The sequence below is a fragment of the Bacillus ndiopicus genome (assembly GCF_000612805.1).
GTDB lineage: Bacteria > Bacillota > Bacilli > Bacillales_A > Planococcaceae > Metasolibacillus > Metasolibacillus ndiopicus.
Map to the genome: position 1 here is coordinate 1 of NZ_HG964408.1, position 25,917 is coordinate 25,917.

A 25,917-nucleotide genomic window follows, 5' to 3' on the forward strand; every position below is an offset into this window, starting at 1 on the left:
TCATGGAAAAGCGCAGATAACTCGAGAAATCCGCAGATAAATCATGAAAAAGCGCAGATAACTCAAGAAATCCGCAGATAAGTCATGAAAAAGCGCAGATAACCCAAGAAATCCGCAGATAACTTGAGAAATCCACAGATAACCCATGAAAAAGCACAAATAACCCGAGAAAATGTAGCTGCTCCCACAGCCGTCTTAGATTTTGAAGAGAGACCTGCACGACGCAGGGCAGCTAGCTTGAAAAAAATCTGGACTAGAGTTAGGCAAGGCGCAATTGATTGTGTGACAAATTTGTCACGTCTAATTGTGAAATGGAGCTATTTTTCTTTAATAATGAGGCGAAATGTGACATAATTTTCAACAGGTTCAAGCGTAAAGTGCGGTTTTCGAGTGAACGAACAGTCAATCAATGAGGTGATCTTATGGAACGATTACAAAAAGTCATTGCTTATGCAGGCGTAGCATCACGCCGTAAAGCGGAGCAGCTAATTGTAGAGGGTAAAGTAAAAGTAAACGGTAAAGTTGTCAAGGAGCTTGGTACGAAAGTATCTAATTCCGATACAATCGAGGTAGAAGGTGTAAAGCTAGAGAAGGAAGACAAAGTATATTTCCTTTTATACAAACCAAAGGGCTATATTTCTGCGGTAACAGATGATAAAGGACGTAAAACGGTAACGGATATTTTTAAAAAGCATGTACATCAGCGTATTTTCCCAGTTGGTCGCTTGGATTACGATACAACAGGTTTACTGCTGTTAACTAACGATGGGGAATTTTCTTATTCGTTAACACACCCTAAATTTAAAATTGATAAAACCTATGTTGCGCGTGTGAAAGGTGTACCAACAATCGAAGGTTTAAAAAAGCTACAGCGCGGTATCAAATTGGAAGACGGTAAGACAGCGCCAGCAAAAGTAAGTATGACATCATTTGATGAGCAGGCAGGCAAGGCGATCTGTGAAATCACAATTCATGAAGGAAAAAACCGTCAAGTGCGTAGAATGTTTGAGGCAATTGGTACGCCAGTTGTAAAGCTTAAGCGAGAGCGCTTTGCATTTTTAGATTTAACAGGTTTAAGTCCTGGCGAATATCGTGAGCTAACTAAACATGAAGTAAAGTTGCTTCGCGTTTTGGCAGAAACAGGAAAGATTGACTAATTAGATTTTTAAAATCTACGAGAAGCTTTTAGATAAACAATTTGGCAAGAGTCCCATTATCTATTAAATGTGCATTTATTTTGTCACTTATAGAGGAAGGGGCTTTTACTAAGTTAGGCTAAACGTTCATAATTCATTCAAAAGTACTTAATAATAAAAAATTGTTATTTGTTATAATAATAAGCGGAATATGCTGTGTGAGGAGGATTTTACGCAAATGGAAAAAAAGAAAAAACGGTCAATTGTGCGTGGGATTATTTTAGGCGTATTGCTCGCTGCAATTGTTTATACAGTCTATACTACAGCGACAAAGGATAAAATAAAAATATTACAAGAAGGCTCTCAAGCACCAGATTTCGAGCTTGTTGATTTAAATGGTGAAACACATCGTTTATCAGATTATAAAGGAAAAGGTGTATTTTTAAACTTCTGGGGTACTTGGTGTCCACCGTGTGAGCGTGAAATGCCTGCTATGGATCGTCAGTACAAAGTATTTAAAGATCAAGGTGTTGAAATGTTGGCAGTGAACATTGCCCAATCAGATTTTGAAGTGCAAAGTTTTATTTCAAATTTAGGTGTAGACTTCCCAGTTGTTATTGATAAAACGAGAAGTGTTCAAAAAGCGTATAATGTTGGTGCGGCATTACCAGCGACGGTTTTAGTTACACCTGAAGGCAAAGTGAAAAAAATTATTACCGGTGAAATGACTGAAGCAGATATCGCTGGATTTTTGGAGTCGATTAAACCGGAATAGGAGTTTGAATGATGGAAAAAATCATTTGTACATGTAAGCATGTAAACCCTGTGGGTACAAAGCTTTGTGAAAAATGTGGACGCCCGTTAACGACAGAAGAACAAGAAAAATCAGTAGTTGATATGCGTTATGATGGAATTGCAATACGTTCTAAAACACATAATAAATCAATTGTAGATAAAATTTGGAATTTCTTCTCGAGTGTTAAAGTAGGTATTGCTTTAATTATTATTACGCTTATTGCGGCTTCTATTGGAACAATTTTTCCACAGGAGTTTTATGTCAACGTTGCAACAGAAGCTGAAAAAGCAGCATATTATAAAGATATATATGGAACAATAGGATCTCTTTATTATAATTTAGGATTATCCGATTTATATTCATCATGGTGGTTCCAAATAATTGTTGGAATGCTTGGTGTATCAATTATTGTAGCCAGTATTGACCGTGGTATACCGTTACATCGTTCATTAAAAAATCAACGAGTAAAGCGTCATGCAAGCTTTATGAAGCGTCAGCGCGTTATTACAGAAGGTCAGCCGTCTGAGCAAGCTGATAAAACACTTGATTTAATTGAACAACAAATGAAACAGTTAAAATACAAGGTCCGCCGTGAAGATAATGCATTATTCGCAGAAAAAGGGCGTTTTGCACGTTACGGCCCGTATATTAATCACCTTGGTTTAATTATTTTTTTAGGTGCAGTTATGCTGCGTTTAGTACCAGGTTTTTATGTTGATGAATCAATGTGGCTACGTGAAGGTGAAACACGTGCTATCGATGGAATGGATGGATATTTTTTACACAATGATAAATTTATTCTAGAAACATACGACAATGATCCACAAGGTGAGCAATTGCGCCAAGGTGTCAATGTAGTTGCGAAAAACTATCAAACGAATGTTACGCTTTATAAGCAAAAAGAAGGTGCAATCGCTGGACAAACTTCTGATTTGGAGGAAGTAAAATCGTACGAAATTCGTGTCAATCATCCATTGAAGCATGAGGATTATTCAATTTTCCAAATGGATTATCGCTTAAATGAGCTAAAAGTTATGCATTTCGATTTGCAAAATAAAGCGAGCGAAAAATCATTAGGAGCAATAAGCATCGATTTAACAGATCCAGAAAAGGAATATATAATCGATGATCAAACAAAAGTAGAACTGGCTTTATATTTACCAGATTTCTCAGGTTTTAAAGATGGTGTGCCACAAACAGCGTCGCCATTCCCAAACAACCCGGCATTTATTTTCCGCATGTTTACACCAGAAACACCAGAGGGGGAAACAAGCTTCGTATCGATTGGTCAACCAGCAATGGAGCCTTTAGGAAACAACCAATACAAAATGAAATTTGCTAGTGTGGAAACACGCAATATGTCAGGCTTAACGATTCGTAAAGATAAAACGATTCCAATTTTATTTGTGGGTGGCATTATCTTTATGTTAGGTGTTGTTATTGGCTCGTATTGGAATCACCGTCGTTTATGGGTTGAGCAGCTAGAGGATGGAACAATCCGCCTTGCTGCCCATACAAATAAAAACTGGTTCGGTATGAAAAAGGATTTAAATGCTTTAACAACTCATGCTCATTTACCACAATATGTGGACCAAGTAGAGGAAGAGCAGGAACAAAAGGAAAAGGAAGGTGACAATACCTTATGAGTTTACTTCAATTAAGTGGCTATTTATTATTTACAGCCTTTGTTTGTTACTTAATTGCGCTTGTATTATTTGGTGGTGCTATTAAACCAGCAAAAGTAACAAATGCGCCAGCCTCAGCTGAGAAATGGGGCAAGCTAGCGATTACGGTAACAATTATTGGTTTTATCGCCAATATCGGTTACTTTATTACACGTTGGATACATACAGGACATGCACCTGTAAGTAATATGTTCGAATTTACAACTGCATTTGGTATGTTTATAATCGGAGCGTTTATTGTTAGTTATTTCATGTACCGTGTACCAGCGCTTGGCATTGTCGCGTTGCCAATTGCTATTTTAATTATCGGCTATGCAGCTATGTTCCCAAGAGAGATTAGCCCATTAGTTCCTTCGTTAAAAAGTCACTGGCTAGCAATTCACGTTATAACGGCTGCTATGGGGCAAGCTGTATTGGCCATTAGTGCTGTAGCTGGCTTAATTTATTTATTAAAGCATGTGAACTTGAAGAAAGACTCAATGGAGCGATTCTTCTTAGAAGCTGTTATGTTTTCTTTAGTTCTTGTAGTAGGCTTCATTGTGTCTTCCATTACATTTAATGCAATGGGCTATAGCGCAACGTATCAATACACAAATAAAGAAGGTAAAACAGGCGTTATTGAATATCATAATCCTGCATTATTCGGGATGAACGAATATGTAGAAGTAAAGCTAGTTGATGCAGAGAAAAAAAAATATGAGCCTGTTGTGGAAGCAGAACAATCATTCCAACCATTAGCAGAGATGCCGCCGATTGTTAATGCTAAAAAATTAACGACAGTCGTTTACTCTATCCTATTTGGTACAGTTATCTACTTGCTAATCCGCTTAATTGGTCGCCGTTCAATTTCTGCGATAGCACAGCCATTTGTACAAAGAGTCAATTCATCATTAGCTGATGAAATCGGCTATCGAGCAGTACTAATTGGTTTCCCAATTTTCACACTGGGAGCGCTAATTTTCGCGATGATTTGGGCGCACGAAGCATGGAGCCGTTTCTGGGGCTGGGACCCGAAAGAAGTATGGGCACTGATCACATGGTTATTCTATGCAGCATTTTTACATTTACGCCTATCAAAAGGTTGGGAAGGTAAAAAATCAGCTTGGCTCGCTTTAATTGGTTTTGCAATTATTGTGTTTAACTTAGTTGTAGTTAACTTAATTATTGCTGGTTTACATTCGTATGCGTAATTTGACGAAATAATGAAGAGCTGAGATTGTCCGAAAAGCAGGCTGGTATGCCACTTTTCGGACAATTTTTTTTGCACAAATAATAATCATATGATTGAAGTTGCAAGAATATGCAAGTTCACTTTTCAATTTGATGTCGAAACGGTACAATAGAAGATGTAGAAAGTAGGAAAGGGGATACACCAGTGTCTGAAAATATTTCTGTATTAGTAGTAGATGATGAAGATCGTATTCGCCGTCTATTAAAAATGTATTTAGAGCGTGAAGGATATACTGTGGATGAGGCTGAAAATGGAGAAGAGGCGGTTGCAAAGGCGTTTGAACATGATTACCATTGCATCCTTTTAGATATAATGATGCCTGAAAAAGATGGTCTACAAGTTTGCGAAGAAATTCGTGAAAAGAAAACAACGCCAATTATTTTACTGACAGCAAAAGGCGAGGAAGCAAACCGTGTACAAGGTTTTGAGCTTGGCGCAGATGATTATATCGTGAAACCATTTAGTCCACGTGAAGTGGTACTGCGTTTAAAAGCAATTTTACGACGTTCTGCGGCATTTGCACCTGTTTCAAATAGCTCTACATCTAAAGATTTAGTCGTGTTCCCACATTTAACTATTGACCATGATGCGCATCGTGTTACTGCGGATGGTGTAGAAGTAAATTTAACGCCAAAGGAATATGAACTTCTTTATTTTCTAGCAAAATCACCTGATAAAGTATTTGACCGTGAGCAATTATTGAAGGAAGTATGGCATTACGACTTCTTCGGTGATTTACGTACTGTAGATACGCATGTAAAGCGTCTACGTGAAAAGTTAAATCGCGTGTCGGAAAGTGCGGCAAAAATGATTGTAACTGTTTGGGGCGTAGGCTACAAATTTGAGGTTGTGAATGAATAGAATATGGAATAGTATTGTCGGGAAGCTATGGGGAACCATATTGCTTCTCGTTTCCTTTGTATTATTTATTTTCACGGTGTTTATGCTAGAGTTTCTAGAAAATTATCATAGTACTCAAGCAGAAAAGACATTGCGTCAAACAGCGTCAACTATTGCGAATATTGTTGATGGTAATTTAACGGATAATTCACCCTATGAAATTATTCGCAACGTGTTACATGAGGAGACTAATGCACTTATTGTAGAAAACCCTGATGGCGCTGTTTATGCTATTCAAGAAGGAATTAATAAAGAAAGTATACAAAAGCGAATTTTGGAAAATAAAGAGTTTGAAAATATTTATGCAAGTAATCAACCAATTTTGCAGGAAATGATTTTACCATCGCAAAAAGATCAGGATAAGATGGAAACATATGTTGTACTGGCATTCCCTTTAAAGAGTGATGCAGCTTTACATGGTGCAGTATTTATTTATCAAAACCCTGATGCAATGCATGAAACAAGTAAGGAAACGACAAAAATAGTCTTTATTTCAGCATTTATTGCCTTTGTGCTAACAACGTTCTTTGCCTTTTTCTTATCAAGTCGTATTACATATCCGCTAAGAAAAATGCGTGAATATGCATTTGAAATTGCAAAAGGGCGTTTTGATTCGCAAGTGCCAACAACACAAAATGACGAAATCGGACAGTTAGCTGTTGCTTTCAACCAAATGGGGCGTCAGCTGAAGCACCATCTTGAAGTCATTAACCAAGAAAAGGAACAGCTATCTAGCATTTTAACATCGATGACAGATGCAGTTATTACGTTCAATCGTGATCGGACGATTTTAGTAAGCAATCCACCTGCTGAACGACTCTTACAAAAATGGTTTGTTGCAAAAGGAGCACAAAGCACAAAGCCGATTCCTCCTGAAATTTATCATATGTTAGATCATGTACTAGATTTTGAGGATAAAATTGAAGAGGAAATTGAAATGGAAGGCTCCTATTACAGTATTACGATTAGTCCACTCTATAGTGGAGAGTTAGTGCGTGGTGCGGTGGCGGTAATTCGTGACCAAACGGAGCAACACCGCTTAGAGAAGCTACGTTCAGATTTTATTGCTAATGTTTCACATGAATTGCGCACACCAATTGCGATGCTACAAGGCTATTCTGAAGCTATTTTAGATGGTGTAGTTGTAGATGAAGATGAGCGCAATGAAATGATTAAAATTATTTATGATGAGTCACAGCGTATGGGACGACTAGTGACGGATTTACTTGATTTAGCACGTATGGAATCAGGTCATATGCGATTATATAAAAATCTCGTTCCAATTATACCTGTACTCGAACGCATGACACAAAAATTTGCGCAAGTAGCAAAGGAAAAGCATGTAGACTTACGCTTCGTTTCAAATATCGAGGATGACGTAATGATTAACATTGATGAAGATCGCATTGAGCAAGTTTTAACGAACTTAGTCGACAATGCACTACGTCATACACCTGTTGAGGGTGCTGTAACGGTATCCGCGACGTATGAAAAATCCTATGTGAAAATTGAAGTGCGAGATACAGGGATTGGTATTCCAAAGGATGACTTACCATATGTTTTTGAGCGCTTTTACAAAGCAGATAAAGCGCGTACACGCTCAAAAGGTGGCACAGGCTTAGGCTTGGCCATTGCGCGTAATATCGTTGAGGCTCATAATGGAAATATTGCCGTAACAAGTGTCGAAAAAGAAGGAACTGCATTTACTTTTTATTTACCATTGTAATAGAATAAAGGGTGTGGGAAAATCGGTTTTCCCACACCCTTTATTTATTTCGATTAAAAAATATGTAAAGATTCCCAATGAATAAAATGAAACTTTTTTACTGTATGTACGACTAATTTTATGAGGATGGAGGTGGAATGGATGAAAGAATCCATTTTCCATCGATTATATGATGAATATCACCAAGATGTATTCCAATTCCTAATCTATTTAGTGAAAAACAGATCTGTTGCAGAGGATCTTTCACAGGAAGTATATATTCGTGTACTAAGAGCGTATGACAAATTTGAAGGAAAAAGCTCAGAAAAAACATGGCTATTTTCCATTGCTAAAAACGTAGCAATCGATTATTTCCGTAAAAATAATGTGCGTGAACGGCATACATTTGATGCGTTTGAATGGGAAAGCGAGCAGCTTATTTCTTCTGCCCAAACACCAGAGCAATTTATAGAAATGAGCGAGGATATGCGCCAGCTATTAGAGGCATTGGAGCTATGTACGGGCGACCAAAAAATGGTTATCGTTATGCGCTATTTTCAAGATTTGTCGATTGGAGAAGCAGCTGAAATTTTAGGCTGGACGGAGAGCAAAGTCAAGACGACGCAGCATCGTGCAATTAAAACATTGCGGGGTATTTTAGAGCAAAATGGAAAGGAGGTAAATTCGTAATGAATACGAAATGGGATGAAGAAAATATCGAGAAGCTATTGATGCAGGCACCAAAAATCCAAGACCACCGTTCCAAAGAGGAAGTTTTTGCAAAACTCCAAGCTGCAGGTGCTTTTGAAGAACCACAGCCAGTTATTCAACGTAAGCGTCGTTCATATAAGCGAATTACAAGCTTTGTGGCAGCAGCTGCAATTACATGCGCAATTGGGATACCAATGTTTTTAACGATGAATGGGGAAGAGGCTGAAAAGGTTAGCAATGTAGCAATACAAAATATGGACGATAAAGCTAATGAAAATGCTAATGATAGTGCCAATGACAGTGCTAGTTATAGTGCTAAAACTAATGAAGAGGCGGCAGTAACTCCTTTTTCCACACCAAATGATACAGCAGCAGCACGTGCTATGGCACCGATTGATTCTACCGCTATTTATGAAGATACGGTAGGTGAGGGAGAAGTATTTACAGTCAGCCTAGCAGGCGATAATGATGTAAGTATTCCATCCGCAATTGTTATCCCAAAAGAAAAGCTTGTTGAGGATTTTGGTAAGGAGAAGCCTTCACAAGTTGAAATGTATAATTTATACGCACCAAAGCTTAACGAAGAGGAATTTGGATTTGAAGACTATCATCCCTTAGAAGGGCAAATTACTGAAAACGGACAGGAGCTTGTGATTGCGCTAGAACATCCAGAAAATTATCCAACTAAGAAAAATTTAAAAGCATTAAAAGAAACATTCCCGCAATATGGGGAAGTCCTTTTAGAGCAGGATGCTAATACTAGCGAAACAGCAGATAAAGCAGAGCTTGCGGCAATACCATTAAACCAAAACTACAGCTACTATTTATTTACACAACAAGATAAAAAATATTATGTACAGCAACCAGATGTAACATATGAAAGTGTAGATGAGGCAATTTTAGGCATGGTAGGGCATAGCACGGAGCAGTATGAGTCAGCTATTATTGAAGGTATTAGCTTTACTGTAACTGTCGCTGATAATGTGCATGTTAAGTTTAATGAAACATTGGATTTAGAAGCATTAGACTATGTGAGAGCAAAACAAATGCTAGAAGCAATTATGCTAACAGCTGCAGAATTCCAGCAACAAGTTGTTTTTGAAAATATTAAGCAAGCAACATGGGATCACTATGATTTTACAAACCCGATGCCAATACCTGTAGCACCAAATGAATTACCAATTGAAATGTTACAGTGAAGCGATTTATCGCACCTCCATTTGTTAAATATGGAGGTGTATTTTTATGAACTGTAACTTTGATGGGCGAACTAGTTATTTAGATTTATCTTGATTCAGTAGAAAACGACCACCTCTACAGGTGGTGAGATGAATGCTATACTTTGTTTTCTATGATTCAGTGGGTGTACAAACACTCACTGAAATAGAGAAACTCAGTCTAAGAGCGCCACGTCCTATGACAACGACTGAGTAACCAGCATTGTGTTGACCCAAACGCCCCGGCGGATGTCACAGATTTTTGAAGAGAGGCCTGCACGATGCAGGTCAGTTAACCGTTGTCACAGGACGTAACGGTTTTAGGTTAACTTCCACTCAGCTCGAGAAAAATCTGGGCTAGAGTTAGCCTTGGCGTAATTGATAAAAGAGAATTCCAAGCAAAAGAGTTTACTTTTAAAAAATTTCTTTTATAATAGGGGGTGTAACAATAAATTTAATATTGATTCATCTTCGGGGCAGGGTGTAATTCCCGACCGGCGGTAATTGAAATTGCAATCTCCGACCATTCACTTGGAGGACATTGCTTACGTATTTCATAAGCCCGCGAGCCCGCTTTGGCGGTGCAGGATTTGGTGTGATTCCAAAGCCGACAGTATAGTCTGGATGGGAGAAGGTGAAGGCGCAGTCGTCATTTCGCGGAAATGTCATATTTTGCTGTGCATAAGTCTAATAATATAGGCTTATTTTAGCGCGGCAATTTACGATAAAATAGCTTTGGTAGCGTGCTTTTTAAGTATGCTCAAAGTTAGGAATATGACTTTCTTTAAGTGTGCTTATTTCTCCCTTATACAATATATTGTATAAGGGTTTTTTCGTGAATGGCATAGGACTGTCCTTTCTTCTTGCAAGAGTGAATCAGCAAAGAGGAGAGATTTTTTATGCGTAAGCAAAACTTGAAGTTACGTTCAACCGTAACAATCGCAATGTTAAGTAGCATCTCATTTTTATTAATGATGCTCGATTTCCCACTACCGTGGTTCCCAGTATTCCTAAAAATTGATTTTAGTGATGTACCAGCGTTGATTGCAGCGATTACAATGGGACCAGTTGCTGGTATTGTAGTAGAATTGATTAAAAATATTTTAGACTGGTTATTCAAAGGAGCTCCAACAGGTATTCCAGTAGGACATATGGCAAACTTTGTAACAGGTATTTTATTCATTTTACCAACTTATTATTTTTATAAAAAATTCAAGACGATTCCTGGTTTAGCAGTTGGGTTGGCAGTTGGAACGTTTGTGATGTCTGTTGGTATGAGCATACTGAACTATTTTGTATTCCTACCAATGTATACTTATTTCTTAGGCTGGGGCTCATTCGATATGTATGAAACGATTGTATTAGGTATTTTACCGTTTAATATAATTAAAGGGGCCATTATATTAACTGTTGCGATTCTGTTATTCCGCACGATGAAAACATGGATTGACAAGCAACAGTCAACTTATTTATCATTAAAATAATCTAAAGCCGAGCTGCTCTATAAGCTCGGCTTTTTTATAGGAGTGAACTAAAATGATTCGAATACTCGAAGCAAATGAACGACTACCAATGGATTTGCTTTTATTAGCAGACCCATCTGAAGAAATTGTAACTGATTATGTAAAGCGTGGGTCTTGCTATGTAGCTGAGCGCGATGGACAAATAGTTGGTGTTTATGTACTATTACCAACAAGACCCCATACAGTAGAGCTTGTCAATGTAACAGTGGACGAACAGTGGCAAGGACAGGGAATAGGTAAGCAGCTTGTACTGCATGCGATTGCAAGCGCGAAACTAGCACATTATAAAACAATCCAGCTAGGTACAGGTAATTCGAGCATTGACCAGCTTGCGCTTTATCAAAAATGCGGCTTCCGTATTGTTGGCGTAGACCGTGATTTCTTTATCCAACATTATGATGAGCCGATTTTTGAAAACGGCATTCAATGTGTGGATATGATTCGTTTAGAAATTATCTTGTAGAGGATCTGGCAAAACGCCAAATGCAGCGCTGGAAGTCACTGCATTTGGCGTTTTATTCTATGCGGTAAATTTTTTTGTAGTTGATTTTACCATGTGTATTAAACTGGATATTGTAAAATGGGTCATTCTCCCTTATATAAAAGACATGCTGGCGATGTGTTAAAAACTTTAAAATGTAGTTATCGATTAAGTGCTCCTCTACCTCATACAATATTTGCATTGCCACTTCGTCATCCTCACACATGGCAACTTGTTCTAGCAAATTCTGTACTTTATCGCTACCTAGAAATGCACAAATGGGTGAGCGATCGCTATTTAATCCATAGAGCCAACCTAATAACTTATCTTCCCCGACAGCAATGCCACCAACAAAAATATCATATTGCTGAAGCCGATACTCGGTTGTTGCATGTATAGGCATTAAAGTCACTTCATGTGGAATATGATGTGCTGTTAAAAATGCGCTTAAAATTTGTGCTTCGCGCAAATGGTTGGCATGTTGGCGAATTTGTTGGACACCAATACGTAAATAAGGAAAATCTAGTGGCGGCAGTGGGACAGTTGCTTGTTGCTTTCTATTATTGGTTGTTAAAAAACTGGTAGCTATAGTTTCGCCTTCTTCTGTTAAACAAAAGCTTGCCGTATCAATTGCCTCAAATAATGCACGTCGATACTTTATATCACGTAATGGGCCCCGCGTTGCATTGAATAAAATAAAGTCAGCACCTTGCTCTTGAAATATGATTTTTTGCTGTGCTATATGTGCATCGAACGGTATAGCACTAATCCCGAATTGATTGACGTTAGATGTAAAAATAATATCTACATCATCCAGCCATGGACGCTGTTGAAAGTATTTTGGAAAAACGGATAAGCGCATATGCTGCTCGTTCTTTTCAGCGATATAAAATGCACCGCAGCCAGGAGGGATGCCTTGTGCACCATCTGTAATCCATTTGGCAGGTACAATTGCTAAACGATAGCCACACAAAAGACGTGGTAATAGCATTGTAGGTTGAACAAGTTCTATTATGAAGTGATATGAACTCGTTACTGTAAAGCGTGCTTCGGGTAATATTTTCTTTTCGCAAGCTCTTGATAATGAAGCAACGATATCCTCACTTGTTAGCTTTGTCCCGTCATGAAAATAAATATCTTTGCGCAATGTGAAAAGCCAGCGCTTTGCATCAACTGTTTGGAAGCCGTAGACTAAATTTGGCTTAACGCTTTCACTTTCATTACAATAAATAAACAACGGTTCATGTATTTGATGATAAAAATGCATGTCATGTCGGGAAATCCCATTTAATGGATCTCCGTTTAACGTAATGTCGAAATAAGGATAGCGGAACACCTCTCGCTCGTCTTCATTTGAAAAGCCATAACGTTGCTGTAACCACCCCTCTACCTGTGGGTGCGCTAGTACATCATGCTGCTGTAAAAATTCATAAGCCTGTTGAAATTGTTGCTGCTGCCAATAATGATCGAATGCTAAATAAATGGCATCGAGCTTTGTTAATTGTAAAAGCAGTAAAGGTTTTTTACCACGACCTTGTGCAGTATGCCACTTTAGCCATCCGCATTCCTCATATTTTTTCACAAGCACCTTCGCATAGCGTGTGGAGCAATTCCATATTTGTGCTAGCTCCGCAATCGATGTTGTGCGACTTTCTCCTACCTCGAAATGTTCATAAAGCTTTAATATGTATTGGTACATAGCTCCTCCTGTAAAAAGGTGAACAATAAAAATAAAGTGCTCACTTTTTGTTCCTCTATTTTCATTTTACACTAAATTGCAGGAGGTGCTTACGTGAATTTATATCGTAATCGTAATTTTTTATTATTGTACATAGGAACAATTGCATCAACTATTGGCTACCAGCTATATAATTTTATTTTGCCGCTTTTTATTTATGATTTAACGAAGTCAGCACTGGCAATGAGCACGATGCGTATCGTTGATTTTCTACCAAATGTCTTGCTCGGTATGCTAGCAGGGGTACTTGTCGATCGTATGAATCGCAATGTGATGTTGAAATATACGGGCTTTATAAAGGCACTGCTCGCTACGATTTTAACAATTACTATTTTGCTAGACGCTGTACAGCTTTGGCATATGTATATTTTAGGGTTTTTAATGGCAACTGTCAGCTATACGTTTGGCAACGCGCAGCATGCTATTGTGCCACAGCTATTTGAGAAGTCGCTAATGACTGAAATTCAAGCGAAATTTTCGTTTATTAATACGCTTTTTTCAATTTTGGGTCCGTCGCTTGCAGGGATGTTGCTTGTTTTTATTGCGTATGATTACTTATTTATCATTTATGCATTGTCGTTAGTTATTATTTGGCTCAGTGTTTTCTTTTTAGATGAAACAACAACACCAGAGAGACCGAGTAAGCAATCTATGTTAGCAGATATGAAAGAAGGTTTTGTGGAGTTATTAGGGAATAAAACATTGTTTTATCCGACGATTGCCATTTTATTTGCGAATTTAGCAACAAGCTTTATTATTGGGGTACAAGTTTTTTATATAGTTGATGTATTACAGGAAACAAAGGAGCAGCTTGGCTTTATGTATTCAATTGCTGCTATAGGTGGTCTAATAGGTGCGAAATTACTTCAGCCACTGCGTAAAAAATGGGCGCGTGGCAAAATATTCACAACGATTTTTTTAATCGATAGCGGCGTATTATTGTTATTCTTTTTTGCGACAACATGGTGGCAGCTTGGTATATTATTAGCATTTCGTACATGTACATCAGTTATTATCAACATTATCTATTTAGCAGTCCGTCAAGAATCTACGCCAAATCATCTGCTAGGACGTGTAGCAGGTACATCGTCCATGTTTATGAAGCTTGCACTACCTGCGGGCTTATTCATTGGTGGGCTATGGGCAGAGATGCTACCAATTCCGTATATATTCCTATTATCAGCATGTATTGTGCTTGCGATTTATGTCGTGCTGACTAAGCGTCAATTTAGTATGGTGGAATAATTCAAAATGGAATTTTATGTATTAAATGTTTTTTAAAGTAGATGTTAAAAAGGGTATGTCTGCAAAAAATTTTTTGGAGCATGCCCTTTTCCTATATATACCACTTGTAAAATCGAACAAATGTTCATAAAATAAGAACAAACGTTCCTTGGAGGAGTGGTTAATTTGTATGATAATTGTCCAGACCGCGCTATATTCTGTATTGATATGAAGTGTTTTTATGCAAGTATCGTAGCGATGTTACACGGGCTAGATGTTTTAAAAACGCCAGTTGCAGTAGTAGCAAATTTTGACCAACCAGGTAGCGTAGTACTTGCTGCATCTCCCTTAATGAAAGAAAAATTTAGTATCAAAACGGGTAGTCGTCGTTATGAAATACCTAAACATCCTGACATTAGATTGTTTGAACCTAAAATGAGTTTCTTTATTCAAATGTCAATGACGATTACAAAATTGATCTCTAATTACGTCCCAGTTGATGCTATACATGTCTATAGTATAGACGAAAGTTTTGTTGATTTAACCGGTACTGAAAAGCTTTGGGGTTCACCTGAAGAAACGGCTAAGGAAATTCAAAGGGCTATTCTTGACCAATTTAATATACCTAGTGCAGTAGGTATGGGACCAAATATGTTAATAGCCAAATTAGCTTTAGATCTTGAAGCAAAGAAAACAGGTTTTGCTAAATGGACGTATGAAGATATTCCAAAGAAATTATGGCCAGTTCGACCACTTTCTGAAATGTGGGGAATCGGTAAACAGATGGAAGCAAACCTAAATGCTATGGGGATACAAACAATCGGTGGTTTGGCTAATACAGATTTAAAGGAATTAGAAAAGCACTTTGGTATAATGGGCAATCAACTCTACTACCATGCATGGGGAATCGATTTATCCACATTAGGGGAACCATTAATAACAAACGGAACTTTAAGTTTTGGGAAGGGCCAAATGCTGATGAGGGATTATCATACACGCAAGGAAATCTCTGTAGTGCTTCTTGAAATGTGTGAGGATGTAATGAAGCGAATGCGGGATGCTGGTTATGTTGGTCGTACAATTAGTGTGGGTCTTTCTTATAGTCGAAATGCTATGACCAAAGGATTCTATCGTTCTAAAACGATTGCAGTACCAACAAGCGAAACACTTGTGATGTATAAAACTTGTATTGAATTACTGGATAAACATTTTGCAGATGAACCAGCTCGCCAGTTGTCTGTCCGAATATCCAACCTGGAAAGAGAGCATAGTATCCAATTAGATTTATTCGATGATCGTAAGCTACAGCGTCAAATGATCGGTCCCACAATGGATGCAATACGCAACAGGTTTGGAGCTACCTCAATATTAAGAGCGGCTTCTTTCACAAAAGCTGGTACAGCTATTAATCGAGATCGCTTAGTTGGCGGTCATTTGGCATAGGAGTGATTTATTAATGATACAGGACAGAGGTAATATTAAATGGGCATCGATGATGTTGCCGGAGCATTTAGAGCTTCTTAGAGAGTATAAACAACAAGAGCGTACAGAACAGCCAAAAGAATTGACTGAGTGGGAACTGGAAGAACTACAAAAAACAATTAATCAAGCTTTTAATCAGCAATTGGACATAAAATTAGAAGTGTGGAAGGACTATAAAATTACACAATGGACTGGAATAATTAAAGCGATTACTACTAATGAACTTATACTTGAAACACTACTTAAAACGAAAAGTATTCCAATCCAAAGTATTCAATCAGCCCAATTGGATGCTGATTATTATGATTAAAGCTGACGAAAGACAGTTACTTCATAAGTATCTTTTGTTAGAGCTAGCAGTTAAATCATTGCAGGTTGACTATGGTAAATTAGAGCAGTTTAAAATGAAAACGGTATTTCTCCCAATAATGGATTCATTGCTAAAGGATCTAAGACAAGAATATTTTAACCTCAAACGAGAACTTGCACAAAAACGTATACGAGTAGTAGGCTGGCAACCAGTAGATGAATATTTTAGTGACGTGCAAGTTGCCACTGCAGGTAATGATGTAGTACTTCGTTATGCAAATCAAGCTCTTAAATCACAAGTGGAAAAGTTGTTGAATAATCATATACGTGTAGCTTTAGAGTAAAGATTGTTCTAGCTATTCATGTATTGGAACTAGCCATTCGCACATTACAATCGGATTATTCGCAGTTGCGTGCATTAAAAATGCATAAGCTTTACGCGCATATGATTGAGCAATTCTTAAAAAATTTGCGTCTAGAGTATGAGACGCGCAAGCAACTATTGGTGAAAAAGAATATTCGCTTTGTGCAGCTAGTAAAAATAGATGAATATTTCTGTGATGCTTTATTAGCGACAGCAGGTGAGGATTTAGCAATGCGTTATGCAAATCAGGCATTAAAAAGAGAGGTAGAACAGTTGCTTATAAAAGAGCTAAAAAACAAAAGCCTTTTTTCTAAAAAAGATTTATAATGAAAGTATTCATTTTGAAAATCGAAATATTAAGGGGCGAGTTAAGCCCTTTTTGTTTTGTAAAGAAGGTGTATTTTATGGAGAAAAATCCTACAGGAAAAAGGCGTATTATACTTGCATTTATTTTAAGCTCACTGGCAATGCTAGGGCCGTTCAATGTTGATATGTATTTGCCGAGCTTTCCCGAAATAAGTACCGATTTAGGTGTAAAGGCATCACTTGTGCAGCTTAGTTTAACCACTTTTTTATGTGGGCTAGCGCTAGGGCAATTTATTATAGGTCCAATTAGTGATAGTTTAGGTAGAAGAAAGCCGCTATTAATTTCTTTAGCATTGTTTTCAGTCTCCTCCTTTATTTGTGCATTAGCGCCGAATATTACAGTGCTTATTATCGGTCGCTTTTTACAGGGACTCACAGCGGCTGGAGGAATTGTTTTATCACGTGCGGTTGTAAGTGATGTTTTTACGGGAAGAGAGTTTACGAAATTTTTCGCGCTGTTGATGGTTATTAATGCTACAGCACCAATGATTGCACCAATGACAGGTGGCGCTGTTTTATTACTACCATTTGCAACGTGGCATACGATTTTTTATTTTTTAAGCGTGTTAGGCTTAGTCATTATGCTTGTTGTTGCAACGAAATTAAAGGAATCATTGCCTCTTGAGCGAAGACAGCCTGTGTCTATCAGGCATTCACTCAAAACAATGGCAAGTCTTGCTCGTGATCGTTCCTATATCGGTTATGCGCTAATTGTTGGTATTATCCATGGAGGCAGCTTTGCTTATGTAGCAGGTACACCGTTTGTTTATCAAGGAATTTATGGCGTGTCACCACAAGTATTTAGTATTTTGTTTGGGATAAATGGGCTTGCGATTATAGCAGGGAGTTTTTCCGTAGGGCGCTTGAGCGATAAATTTCATGAACGCAATTTATTGAAAACGGGTGTATTAATGGCATTTAGCGCAAATACATTGCTATTAATAATGGCTATTATTCAAGGGCCGTTAGCGCTCATTGTATTGTCATTATTTATTTATATGTCCTCGATTGGTATTATTTTGACAAGCGCATCAACATTAGCTTTAAAGTCGCAAAGACATCGTGCAGGAAGTGCCAGTGCTTTAATTGGTATGTTGCCACTATTAGTAGGCTCTATTATGGCACCATTAGTAGGCTTGAACGAAAGCTCAGCAGTGCCGATGGGAGCAATTATGTTCACTACGTCATTAATAGGCTGTGTTATTTTCTTTACGCTGACGAAAAAAGCCGAGGCAATAACAGAAAGCTAAAAGAGCATATTGTGATGGTTTTAGATTGTTAGCTCAAAAAAATTTGAATAATAGGAATCGAAAGTAAACCATCAGTTGACTTATTCCACTAAAATAAACGAACTCTCGCTAGGTAACTGAGCGAGAGTTTTTTATAATGAAGATAAGGGGGCGGGATGATGCAGCATTTTCAGTTTGCAACAAAGCTAACATATAAACGAAAAGAGCTAGGTGTGACGCAAGAGCAGCTTGCGCAGTATGTAGGAGTGTCAAAGGCGGCTGTATCTAAGTGGGAGAAGGGGCAAAGCTACCCAGATATAACATTGCTACCGAAACTTGCGACTTATTTTAATATTACAATTGATGAATTGTTGGGCTATGAACCACAAATGACGAAAGAACGTGCCCGAATCGTCTACGCAGAATTGACGAAAAAATTTAGCCAGCAAAACTTCCATGAAGTGCAACAAGAAATAGAAGCATTGCTAACAGAGTATTACGCCTGCTATCCATTCGTATTGCAAATGGCACAACTTTATTTGAATTATTATAAGCTTGCAGATAATCCGACTGAAATACTGCAGAGGATTGATGAGTTATGTCAGCGAATTATTGGGCAATGTGGAGATTTGAAGATTGTATATGAAGCGGAAATGCTACAAGCCTATGTAAAGCTGGAGCAGGGGCAATTTGAGCAAGTTCTAGAGATTTTAGGTGAGGAGGCACGAATGCAATATGGGGCAGAGCATCTTATTGCAATTGCATTAGCGATGCGTGGCGACCTTGAAAAAGCAAAAGAAACATTACAAGTGAGCATGTATCAGCACATGCTTGGCACAATTAGTAGTGCGACAAATTCATTGCAGCATGAAATTATTAACCTAAGCTATTTTGATGCTACTATTCAACGAGTTGAAGCGATGATGCAATTGTTTGCTGTTCAAAAATTAAATATGAATGCAGGGCTCATCTTTTACTTGCAGGCAGCATCAGGCTATGTACAACAGCAGCGCGAGCAACAGGCGATAGAAATGTTAGAGAAATACTGCCAAATATGCTTAAATATTAAGTTTCCAATTGAGCTACGTGGAGATAGCTATTTTTACTTACTAGATAATTGGATTGCCAAAAATATTCATCTTGGTGCACAAGCACCACGCGATGAGCAATCCATTAAACGCGATTTACTAGCAAGTATTACAAAACAGCCTATTTTTGCAGGCATTGTACAGCATGAAAGACTGCAAAAGATGTTATCTAAAGTAGTGAAACATCTACAAATTGAGGAGGAAATTTTATGAACGGTTTTGAGCAAGTTCCATGGGCGTTAATTGCGCCTGTGTTAGTAATACAATTCATTTTAGCGATAGTGGCTCTTGTTGATTTAAAACGTATTCATGCTACAAATGGACCGAAATGGTTATGGGTAATTATTATTTTATTAATGGGTATAATAGGGCCAATTGCTTACTTCATCATTGGGAGACGACAATCATGACTTTATTACAGGTTGAGCAATTGACAAAAAGCTTTGTAGGGAAAAATGTAGTAGATAAGGTCAGCTTTGCATTAGAGCCATTAACAGCTACAGCACTTATTGGACCAAATGGTGCAGGGAAAACGACGACAATGTCAATGATTGTAGGGCTGCTACAACAAACGAGCGGTACGGTTACGATGCAAGGAGTGCTAGATATACGACATAGTATCGGCTTTTTACCACAGTATCCACAGTTCTATCCTTGGTTATCTGCTTTAGAATATGTAGAAATGGTTGGGAAATTGAGCGGTGTACCAGCAAGGGGTTTACGTGAAAAAAGTGTAAAGATGCTAGAGTATGTAGGGCTAGGTGATGTACTACATAAAAAAACAGCAACCTTTTCAGGGGGAATGAAGCAGCGCCTCGGTATTGCCCAAGCAATAATTCATGACCCAAAGCTATTGCTATTAGATGAGCCCGTATCAGCACTTGACCCTATTGGACGACAAGAAGTAATGAATTTATTAAAAGAAATACAGCAGCAAACAACGATTTTATACTCAACGCATATTTTACATGATGCAGAAAAAATGACAGATCAAGTGCTATTTATGAAAAATGGGCAATTGGTAGAGCAAGGCTCATTAGTATCAATTCAGCAAAAATATGCTGACCCAAAGTACCTTATACAGTTTGTACAGGAGCAAGATGCAGCAAACTTTGCTATGCGTTACGAAGGACAATTAGATGGGCTTTACGTCTATTTACCAGCTCAGCAGCCAATGCAGCAAGTGTTGAGCTCATTAGTTGCTGAACAAAAAGAGATTGTTAAAGTAGAGCGTGTAACGGCAAGTTTAGACGAAATTTTTATGAAGGTGGCGTATCAATGACACAGTTTTCGGTATTGCTGAAAAAGGAGTTTTTAGAAAGCTGGCGCAGCTTTAAATTTTTATGGATTCCACTCGTTTTTATACTTTTGGGTGTTACAGAGCCATTAACGAATTATTATATGGAAGATATTTTAGCAGCAGTTGGCAATATGCCTGAAGGATTTCAAATGCTTTTTCCAGAGCTGACAGCAGCCGATATTTTATTATCAACAACAGGGCAGTATCAGTTAATAGGGCTACTTGTTTTAATTAGTGCATTTATTGGCTCCATTAGTAGAGAGCGTCATAATGGGACAGCAACATTGCTGTATGTTCGTCCGATTTCAGCAACAACAGTCTTTGCGAGTAAATGGATAATAGCTTCACTCGTTAGTATTATAAGTGCGGTGTTAGGTTATGTAGCAAGCATGTACTATACAGCCATTTTATTTGGTTCAGTGGCTGTGAGTGATTTCGTGAAAATGCTGTTAACGTATTGTGTTTGGCTATTGCTTGTTATGGCTATTACAATAGCGATGAGTGCAGCATTTCAGACGGGGGCAGCGGCAGCGATCGCAATCGTACTTTTACCTGTAGGCTTATTAATCGATTCGGCGATTGGTAGCTTTTGGCCTTGGACACCTTGGAAGCTGGCAAATCACGGCTTAAGCTTTGTGACAGAAACAGTAGTTATGAAGGATTTTGGTATGGCACTGCTTTTCACGGCGATTGCAATTATTAGCTTTATTGGAATTGGCATTTTGGCGACAAAACGTAATTGGCGTTTAACAAAGGTATAAAAGGAAAGGAGAGAAAGGAAAATGGATTATCCTTTCTCTCCTTTCTCTCCTTTCTCTCCTTTATTGTATTACTGTCTCATAAATCATTAACGTTTGTCCTTCTTGTAAATTGCTTGATTGAAGCTTATTCCATTGCTTCAACGATGTAACACTCACATTATAGTTTTCTGCGATACTGTATAAAGAATCATCTGCTGTCACGGTTACTGCCGTTTTATTTTCAATTGGATAATCGTATTGAGTTAAGTCGTATTGTTCAATTAATTGATTGAGCTTATGTTCATATTTTGAATCGGTGGCATAAGTGCCCGTTAAAAAGCTTGTAACATCTTGGTATGAGGAGGTATTACTTTTAAATGCATCATGATAAAATGTCTTATCCCATGAAACACCATTGCGTAATAAATTAGCATAGTCCCGCAAGGAAGCCTCGTATGAAGGGTATTTTCGAAACTCATCTAAAATGGTTGTTAGGTTACCATTTCCGTCATCTTCCTGTGTTTCAAGAGTAATAGATTCATTTTTATACTTGCCTTTAATACCAAATAAATTGTAGTTAGGCTCAGAGGCGAGTCCACTTTGTCCTTTATTACTTTCTAAAATCGCCTGTGCAAGCATAACAGACGCATATAAATCATTTTCAGCAGCAAGCTTACGCGCAGTTTCCCCTATTGTACCAATAAATTGTTCCACACTTAAATCTTCTTCAATCGGCTTAGTAGCAGGCTGCACATATTGATTAGAAGAAAAAATTTTCAATAATATATATATTCCAAGCACAAATAACATCATAACAATGCCTAGTGCGAATAATAATCTTTTTAATAGCTTCATACGCGCAAGCGCCCTCTTTCTTTGAAATTACTATTAAAAATTGTAGCATGATAAAGTTTATCACGCAAAAATTTCCCTTATTTCGAAGAAGAAGAACGATTTGAGGAATTTGTTGCATCTACCTGCTAAAAAATACTACGCAGCTGTTTAAAAATCCGAGCATTTTTTATGCACATCCTACAAATACTATCGTTAAAATATAATGTAGGATGTGAAGTGTTGAAAAAAATATACGTATTCGTGACGCTAGTTCTTTTACTTGCTGTAGGTAGTTTTTTTCAAACAAATGAAGAGGCCGCAGCAAATCGTAGTAGACAATACTATGAAGAAGCTGGACAAATCGTTTGGGATATTAATACAGAACAAAAAATTATAGCACTGACCTTTGACGATGGTCCCCATAAAGTATATACGTCAGAAATTTTAGATTTGCTTGCATTGCATGGAGCAAAGGCTACTTTTTTTGTTATTGGTGAAAATGCAAAGAAAAATCCAGAGCTTGTGATGCGCATATATGAAGAAGAGCATGAAATTGCGAACCATACGTATACACATCCGATAAAAACGACCATACCAAAACTGATGAAGGAAATTGAACAAACATCAGAGGTTCTTCAAAATATTACGGGACATACGCCAACGTTATTTCGCCCTGTCGGAGGGCAGTATACAGACGCAATGATTGATGCAATTGCAGAAGCGGGCTATAAAGTGGTTATGTGGTCATGGCATCTTGATACAGAGGACTGGAAAGAGCCTGGTGTAAAAAAAATCATTCGCATAGTGAATAGTGCCAAAGAAGGTGATGTCATTCTATTCCATGATGGAGGAGGTAATCGTCGACAAACTGTCGAGGCATTAAAGCAAGTTTTACCAGAGCTAAAAAAACAAGGCTATACTTTTGTAACAATTTCAGAACTACTTGCAATACAGCAGTCAACAATTCAAAAATAGTAAAGAGGCCCCACTCTATCCAAAGAGTTTTGAAACGTGGGGCTTTTTTGCTTTCCTCAATAACTAAATTGCGTAATAATAGAAAAGTAATAAATAAAGTGGGAGTTGGTTTATGAATGGATATAGGTACAAGAGGCGACTTTATTCGTCGTGTAATACTAATTATTATTGGTGCAGCTATTGCAGCCTATGCACTAGAGGCAGTATTAATTCCAAATGCGGTAATTGACGGTGGCGTAACGGGTGTCAGCATCATGGGGAACTATCTTTTTGGTATTCCATTAGGTGTTTTGCTATTCGTCTTAAATTTACCTTTTATATATTTAGGCTATAAGCAAGTAGGTAAAACATTTGCGATATTTAGTTCTATTGGGATTGTAGCCTTGTCGATTTCAACAGTATTAATGCATGGCATGGAGCCGATTTTAGGTGAAAAAGATCCCTTGCTAATCGTCTTATCTGGTGGTGTTATGCTAGGTGTTGGTATCGGTATTGTATTGCGTAATGGTGGTGCGTTAGATGGTTCAGAGGTACTTGCTGTTCTCGTATCACGTAACATACCTTTTTCAGTAGGGGACGTTATTTTATTTATTAATGCCTTTATTTTTACAGGGGCAGGATTTATTTATGGCTTGGAAAGTGCATTATATTCAGCTGCTACATATTATATTGCGAAAGTTATGATTGATGTTATTCAAGTAGGTCTTGAAAGCTCAAAATCCGTACAAATTATTAGCAAAAATACACGCGATATTGGACAAGCGTTACAAGACCGACTTGGGCGCGGTGTTACATACACACCAGGTACAGGCGGATTTTCAAATGAGCCAGTAGAGTTAATCCATTGTATCATTACTCGAATGGAAGAAAATAAAGTTTTAACAATCGTTAAAGAGCATGACCCAAACGCCTTTATTGTTATTACAGACGTAGCAGAAGTGCGCGGTGGTAGCTTTAAGAAAAGAAATATTCACTAAAAGGGCAGTCGAGAATGCTTAGTATTCTCGACTGCTTAATTGTATTTTATAGGTATTTAAACTGGGAGGAAAAATTCGCAGATAAATCATAAGAAAGCGCAGATAAGTCATGAAAAAACGCAGATAAATCAAGAAATTCGCAGATAAGTCAAGAAATTCGCAAATAAATCATGAAAAAACACAGATAACTATAAGAAATTCAAAATAGTCTACTCAAAGATATTGATAAATGAAAAATAGCATCCCCTGATATGAAGGGGATGCTCGTTTTTATGCAATTTTACGCTGCAATGCTTGCTTAATGTGTGCTAAATGATGAGCACCATGCCAAGCATATAAACCGATGCACTCTTCAAGAAGTATCTTCCCAGCATCGGGATGAATGAAGCTGCTTTTTAATTGCTTATCAGTCAAGCTTTCTAGTATTGTAATCCAACGTGTAGTTAGGGCAGTTAGACACGTTAAAGAAATATTTATAGGCAAAGCAGAGTCAGGTAATTCAGCCCATTGATCTTCTGCATAAGGTTTAATTGTAGGCTCATTTTCTGTTAGCGCTAGCTTAAAACGGATATAACTATTCATATGGCTATCTGCTATATGGTGAATAAGCTGACGAATTGTCCAGCTATTCTCGCGATAGCGATAAGCAAGTTCAGTATCTGTTAAGTCTGCCGTTAAATCGTTCAGTTGCTTAGGAAAAGTTTTAATTTGTTTAATCCAATCATTAATTTGTTGTGCTGAAATCGGCTGTGGGCTTTGAAATTCTCCGATAGGGTAACGCTCATCTTGCATTATGCAACACCTCTTTTATTTTCAATAATAATTGAAGCTATGCTAAAAATACAACGGTTATTGCTGTGTATGTTTTTTAATAGCAGGAATAATTTCGTTCCCGATTAATTCGATATTTTTCATTACTTGATTGAAAGGTACACCGCCAAAGTCGATTTGCGCCATAAAGCGTTGCTGACCGAATAATTCATATTGGTAAAGCATTTTTTCAATAATTTGCTGTGGGCTACCGACCATTAAAGCGTCTTTTGTATCGCTAGCTAGCTCAATTTGTTGTCTAGGATAGCCATTACCACGAATTGTTAAAAATCCGCTATTCAAATGCGGGTACATTTCGTCGATTGCTTGCTGTGTTGTTTCTGCAACATAAAATAAGCTTGTTGTCGCAATTGGCAAATTAGCTGGGTCGAAACCACTTTCTGTAGCGGCTTCACGGTAAGCATCGACTGAAACTTTAAAGTTTGCAGCTGGTCCACCTAGTGTAGTAAGCATCATTGGAATGCCCATATGTCCTGCTTTAATCGCGCTTGCAGGAGGTCCACCAACAGCCCGCCAAATTGGTAATGAACCTTCCTTTGGCTGCGGATAAATCATTGCATTAATAAGTGGTGGTCGGAACTGTCCTTCCCACGTAATTTTTTCCTTCTCATTTAGCTTCATTAATAGCTCTAGTTTTTCTTCAAATAAATCCTCGTAATAGGCTAAATCGTAGCCGAATAGCTCGTAAGCACCAACACGAGAGCCGCGCCCTGCAACAATTTCAGCACGTCCGTTGGAAATTAAGTCGATTGTTGCAAAGTCCTCGTATATGCGCACTGGGTCAGCCACGCTTAATACAGTAGCAGAGCTAGTAATTTTAATACGCTCTGTTGCCTGTGCAATTGCTCCTAAAATAACTGTATGTGCCTGAGATGTAAAATGCGTTTGATGGCTTTCGCCTACAGCAAATACATCAATGCCAGCTTGCTCAGCTAGTTTGCTTGCCTCAATTATTTCTTGAATACGTTGCTGTGCTGAAATGCGGTCACCTGTTAATGGGTTGGCAATATGGTCACCTAATGAATAGAGTCCAAATTCCATTCCTTTTGTTGTATCGATACGATAGTTTTGCATT

General features: G+C 37.9%; 26 protein-coding genes and 1 riboswitch. Of the genes, 22 read left to right on the forward strand and 4 right to left on the reverse strand.

Going from position 1 to position 25,917, the window contains the following annotated elements; genetic code table 11:
- Positions 1–422: 422 nt before the first annotated feature.
- The 10 genes from TY13_RS15155 to TY13_RS15200 all read left to right on the forward strand — a co-directional run bounded on the left by TY13_RS15155 (position 423) and on the right by TY13_RS15200 (position 11,367).
- Positions 423–1,157: a pseudouridine synthase gene (locus TY13_RS15155; protein WP_042477866.1), complete on the forward strand. Its 735-nt coding sequence runs from the start codon at positions 423–425 to the stop codon at positions 1,155–1,157.
- Positions 1,158–1,374: 217 nt separating this feature from the next.
- Positions 1,375–1,911: a thiol-disulfide oxidoreductase ResA gene (gene resA / locus TY13_RS15160; protein ID WP_042477869.1), complete on the forward strand. Its 537-nt coding sequence runs from the start codon at positions 1,375–1,377 to the stop codon at positions 1,909–1,911.
- A gap of 11 nt (positions 1,912–1,922) precedes the next feature.
- Positions 1,923–3,578 (forward strand): cytochrome c biogenesis protein ResB, encoded by a 1,656-nt coding sequence (gene resB / locus TY13_RS15165; RefSeq protein ID WP_042477871.1) that lies wholly within the window; start codon positions 1,923–1,925, stop codon positions 3,576–3,578.
- Positions 3,575–4,807, forward strand: coding sequence for a c-type cytochrome biogenesis protein CcsB (ccsB, locus tag TY13_RS15170; protein ID WP_042477873.1), 1,233 nt, complete (start codon positions 3,575–3,577; stop codon positions 4,805–4,807). Before resB ends, ccsB begins: the two co-directional genes overlap by 4 nt.
- A gap of 185 nt (positions 4,808–4,992) precedes the next feature.
- Positions 4,993–5,709, forward strand: a complete 717-nt coding sequence (locus tag TY13_RS15175; protein WP_042477876.1) for a response regulator transcription factor — start codon at positions 4,993–4,995, stop codon at positions 5,707–5,709.
- Entirely contained in the window at positions 5,702–7,474 is a 1,773-nt protein-coding gene (locus TY13_RS15180) for an ATP-binding protein (RefSeq protein WP_042477878.1), read from the forward strand. Before TY13_RS15175 ends, TY13_RS15180 begins: the two co-directional genes overlap by 8 nt.
- A gap of 141 nt (positions 7,475–7,615) precedes the next feature.
- Positions 7,616–8,143: an RNA polymerase sigma factor SigX gene (locus TY13_RS15185; protein WP_042477880.1), complete on the forward strand. Its 528-nt coding sequence runs from the start codon at positions 7,616–7,618 to the stop codon at positions 8,141–8,143.
- Positions 8,143–9,363 carry a hypothetical protein gene (locus TY13_RS15190; protein WP_042477881.1) on the forward strand — a complete coding sequence of 407 codons (1,221 nt, stop codon included), beginning with the start codon at positions 8,143–8,145 and terminating at the stop codon, positions 9,361–9,363. Before TY13_RS15185 ends, TY13_RS15190 begins: the two co-directional genes overlap by 1 nt.
- A gap of 481 nt (positions 9,364–9,844) precedes the next feature.
- Positions 9,845–10,021, forward strand: a riboswitch (FMN riboswitch).
- Positions 10,022–10,280: 259 nt separating this feature from the next.
- Positions 10,281–10,865, forward strand: a complete 585-nt coding sequence (locus TY13_RS15195) for an ECF transporter S component (RefSeq protein WP_042477884.1) — start codon at positions 10,281–10,283, stop codon at positions 10,863–10,865.
- Between the two features lie 52 nt (positions 10,866–10,917).
- Positions 10,918–11,367 (forward strand): GNAT family N-acetyltransferase, encoded by a 450-nt coding sequence (locus TY13_RS15200; RefSeq protein ID WP_042477885.1) that lies wholly within the window; start codon positions 10,918–10,920, stop codon positions 11,365–11,367.
- Positions 11,368–11,419: 52 nt separating this feature from the next.
- Here TY13_RS15200 and TY13_RS15205 read toward each other — a convergent pair whose 3' ends face one another.
- Positions 11,420–13,084, reverse strand: a complete 1,665-nt coding sequence (locus TY13_RS15205; RefSeq protein WP_042477888.1) for an ABC transporter substrate-binding protein — start codon at positions 13,082–13,084, stop codon at positions 11,420–11,422.
- 93 nt (positions 13,085–13,177) lie between these two features.
- On the opposite strand from TY13_RS15205, the gene TY13_RS15210 reads away from it, so the two are divergent.
- The 10 genes from TY13_RS15210 (at position 13,178) to TY13_RS15255 (ending at position 21,246) form a co-directional block, all read left to right on the forward strand.
- Positions 13,178–14,368, forward strand: a complete 1,191-nt coding sequence (locus TY13_RS15210) for an MFS transporter (protein WP_042477890.1) — start codon at positions 13,178–13,180, stop codon at positions 14,366–14,368.
- A 207-nt stretch (positions 14,369–14,575) separates the two neighbouring features.
- Complete coding sequence (locus TY13_RS15215; RefSeq protein ID WP_081797030.1) at positions 14,576–15,790, forward strand: Y-family DNA polymerase; 1,215 nt, start codon at positions 14,576–14,578, stop codon at positions 15,788–15,790.
- 13 nt (positions 15,791–15,803) lie between these two features.
- Positions 15,804–16,139 carry a YolD-like family protein gene (locus TY13_RS15220; protein WP_042477893.1) on the forward strand — a complete coding sequence of 112 codons (336 nt, stop codon included), beginning with the start codon at positions 15,804–15,806 and terminating at the stop codon, positions 16,137–16,139.
- The gene (locus TY13_RS15225; RefSeq protein ID WP_042477895.1) at positions 16,132–16,482 is read left to right on the forward strand and encodes a hypothetical protein; all 351 of its coding nucleotides are present in this window, start codon (positions 16,132–16,134) and stop codon (positions 16,480–16,482) included. The genes TY13_RS15220 and TY13_RS15225 overlap by 8 nt, the downstream gene beginning before the upstream one ends.
- 23 nt (positions 16,483–16,505) lie before the next feature.
- Positions 16,506–16,829: an aconitate hydratase gene (locus TY13_RS15230; RefSeq protein WP_230199456.1), complete on the forward strand. Its 324-nt coding sequence runs from the start codon at positions 16,506–16,508 to the stop codon at positions 16,827–16,829.
- Between the two features lie 77 nt (positions 16,830–16,906).
- Positions 16,907–18,118: a Bcr/CflA family efflux MFS transporter gene (locus TY13_RS15235; protein WP_042477899.1), complete on the forward strand. Its 1,212-nt coding sequence runs from the start codon at positions 16,907–16,909 to the stop codon at positions 18,116–18,118.
- Between the two features lie 155 nt (positions 18,119–18,273).
- Positions 18,274–19,398 carry a helix-turn-helix domain-containing protein gene (locus TY13_RS15240; protein WP_154661623.1) on the forward strand — a complete coding sequence of 375 codons (1,125 nt, stop codon included), beginning with the start codon at positions 18,274–18,276 and terminating at the stop codon, positions 19,396–19,398.
- Entirely contained in the window at positions 19,395–19,595 is a 201-nt protein-coding gene (locus TY13_RS15245) for a PLDc N-terminal domain-containing protein (protein WP_042477903.1), read from the forward strand. The genes TY13_RS15240 and TY13_RS15245 overlap by 4 nt, the downstream gene beginning before the upstream one ends.
- Complete coding sequence (locus TY13_RS15250) at positions 19,592–20,467, forward strand: ABC transporter ATP-binding protein (protein ID WP_042477905.1); 876 nt, start codon at positions 19,592–19,594, stop codon at positions 20,465–20,467. The genes TY13_RS15245 and TY13_RS15250 overlap by 4 nt, the downstream gene beginning before the upstream one ends.
- Positions 20,464–21,246, forward strand: coding sequence for an ABC transporter permease (locus TY13_RS15255; RefSeq protein ID WP_042477908.1), 783 nt, complete (start codon positions 20,464–20,466; stop codon positions 21,244–21,246). Before TY13_RS15250 ends, TY13_RS15255 begins: the two co-directional genes overlap by 4 nt.
- Positions 21,247–21,306: 60 nt before the next feature.
- On the opposite strand, the gene TY13_RS15260 is transcribed toward TY13_RS15255, so the two are convergent.
- On the reverse strand, positions 21,307–22,080 hold the full coding sequence (locus TY13_RS15260; protein ID WP_042477909.1) for a glucosaminidase domain-containing protein: 774 nt from the start codon (positions 22,078–22,080) through the stop codon (positions 21,307–21,309).
- Between the two features lie 219 nt (positions 22,081–22,299).
- Between TY13_RS15260 and TY13_RS15265 the strand changes: the two genes are divergently transcribed.
- Both TY13_RS15265 and TY13_RS15270 read left to right on the forward strand, forming a co-directional pair.
- Positions 22,300–23,034, forward strand: coding sequence for a polysaccharide deacetylase family protein (locus TY13_RS15265; RefSeq protein WP_042477911.1), 735 nt, complete (start codon positions 22,300–22,302; stop codon positions 23,032–23,034).
- A 116-nt stretch (positions 23,035–23,150) separates the two neighbouring features.
- Positions 23,151–24,011, forward strand: a complete 861-nt coding sequence (locus tag TY13_RS15270) for a YitT family protein (RefSeq protein ID WP_042477913.1) — start codon at positions 23,151–23,153, stop codon at positions 24,009–24,011.
- A gap of 270 nt (positions 24,012–24,281) precedes the next feature.
- Here TY13_RS15270 and TY13_RS15275 read toward each other — a convergent pair whose 3' ends face one another.
- Complete coding sequence (locus tag TY13_RS15275) at positions 24,282–24,803, reverse strand: YfiT family bacillithiol transferase (protein WP_042477915.1); 522 nt, start codon at positions 24,801–24,803, stop codon at positions 24,282–24,284.
- A 57-nt stretch (positions 24,804–24,860) separates the two neighbouring features.
- Positions 24,861–25,916 (reverse strand): LLM class flavin-dependent oxidoreductase, encoded by a 1,056-nt coding sequence (locus tag TY13_RS15280; protein ID WP_042477917.1) that lies wholly within the window; start codon positions 25,914–25,916, stop codon positions 24,861–24,863.
- Position 25,917: the final 1 nt, after the last annotated feature.

Excerpts from the sequence above, each read along its gene's own strand:
- ccsB (WP_042477873.1), top strand. The coding sequence starts at position 3,575 with ATGAGTTTACTTCAATTAAGTGGCTATTTATTATTTACAGCCTTTGTT.
- TY13_RS15240 (WP_154661623.1), top strand. The coding sequence starts at position 18,274 with ATGATGCAGCATTTTCAGTTTGCAACAAAGCTAACATATAAACGAAAA.
- TY13_RS15250 (WP_042477905.1), top strand. The coding sequence starts at position 19,592 with ATGACTTTATTACAGGTTGAGCAATTGACAAAAAGCTTTGTAGGGAAA.
- TY13_RS15225 (WP_042477895.1), top strand. The coding sequence starts at position 16,132 with ATGATTAAAGCTGACGAAAGACAGTTACTTCATAAGTATCTTTTGTTA.
- TY13_RS15280 (WP_042477917.1), bottom strand. The coding sequence starts at position 25,916 with ATGCAAAACTATCGTATCGATACAACAAAAGGAATGGAATTTGGACTC.
- resA (WP_042477869.1), top strand. The coding sequence starts at position 1,375 with ATGGAAAAAAAGAAAAAACGGTCAATTGTGCGTGGGATTATTTTAGGC.
- TY13_RS15245 (WP_042477903.1), top strand. The coding sequence starts at position 19,395 with ATGAACGGTTTTGAGCAAGTTCCATGGGCGTTAATTGCGCCTGTGTTA.
- TY13_RS15260 (WP_042477909.1), bottom strand. The coding sequence starts at position 22,080 with ATGAAGCTATTAAAAAGATTATTATTCGCACTAGGCATTGTTATGATG.
- TY13_RS15155 (WP_042477866.1), top strand. The coding sequence starts at position 423 with ATGGAACGATTACAAAAAGTCATTGCTTATGCAGGCGTAGCATCACGC.
- TY13_RS15205 (WP_042477888.1), bottom strand. The coding sequence starts at position 13,084 with ATGTACCAATACATATTAAAGCTTTATGAACATTTCGAGGTAGGAGAA.
- TY13_RS15275 (WP_042477915.1), bottom strand. The coding sequence starts at position 24,803 with ATGCAAGATGAGCGTTACCCTATCGGAGAATTTCAAAGCCCACAGCCG.
- TY13_RS15220 (WP_042477893.1), top strand. The coding sequence starts at position 15,804 with ATGATACAGGACAGAGGTAATATTAAATGGGCATCGATGATGTTGCCG.
- TY13_RS15185 (WP_042477880.1), top strand. The coding sequence starts at position 7,616 with ATGAAAGAATCCATTTTCCATCGATTATATGATGAATATCACCAAGAT.
- TY13_RS15200 (WP_042477885.1), top strand. The coding sequence starts at position 10,918 with ATGATTCGAATACTCGAAGCAAATGAACGACTACCAATGGATTTGCTT.
- TY13_RS15215 (WP_081797030.1), top strand. The coding sequence starts at position 14,576 with ATGAAGTGTTTTTATGCAAGTATCGTAGCGATGTTACACGGGCTAGAT.
- TY13_RS15190 (WP_042477881.1), top strand. The coding sequence starts at position 8,143 with ATGAATACGAAATGGGATGAAGAAAATATCGAGAAGCTATTGATGCAG.
- TY13_RS15255 (WP_042477908.1), top strand. The coding sequence starts at position 20,464 with ATGACACAGTTTTCGGTATTGCTGAAAAAGGAGTTTTTAGAAAGCTGG.
- TY13_RS15195 (WP_042477884.1), top strand. The coding sequence starts at position 10,281 with ATGCGTAAGCAAAACTTGAAGTTACGTTCAACCGTAACAATCGCAATG.
- resB (WP_042477871.1), top strand. The coding sequence starts at position 1,923 with ATGGAAAAAATCATTTGTACATGTAAGCATGTAAACCCTGTGGGTACA.
- TY13_RS15270 (WP_042477913.1), top strand. The coding sequence starts at position 23,151 with ATGGATATAGGTACAAGAGGCGACTTTATTCGTCGTGTAATACTAATT.
- TY13_RS15235 (WP_042477899.1), top strand. The coding sequence starts at position 16,907 with ATGGAGAAAAATCCTACAGGAAAAAGGCGTATTATACTTGCATTTATT.
- TY13_RS15180 (WP_042477878.1), top strand. The coding sequence starts at position 5,702 with ATGAATAGAATATGGAATAGTATTGTCGGGAAGCTATGGGGAACCATA.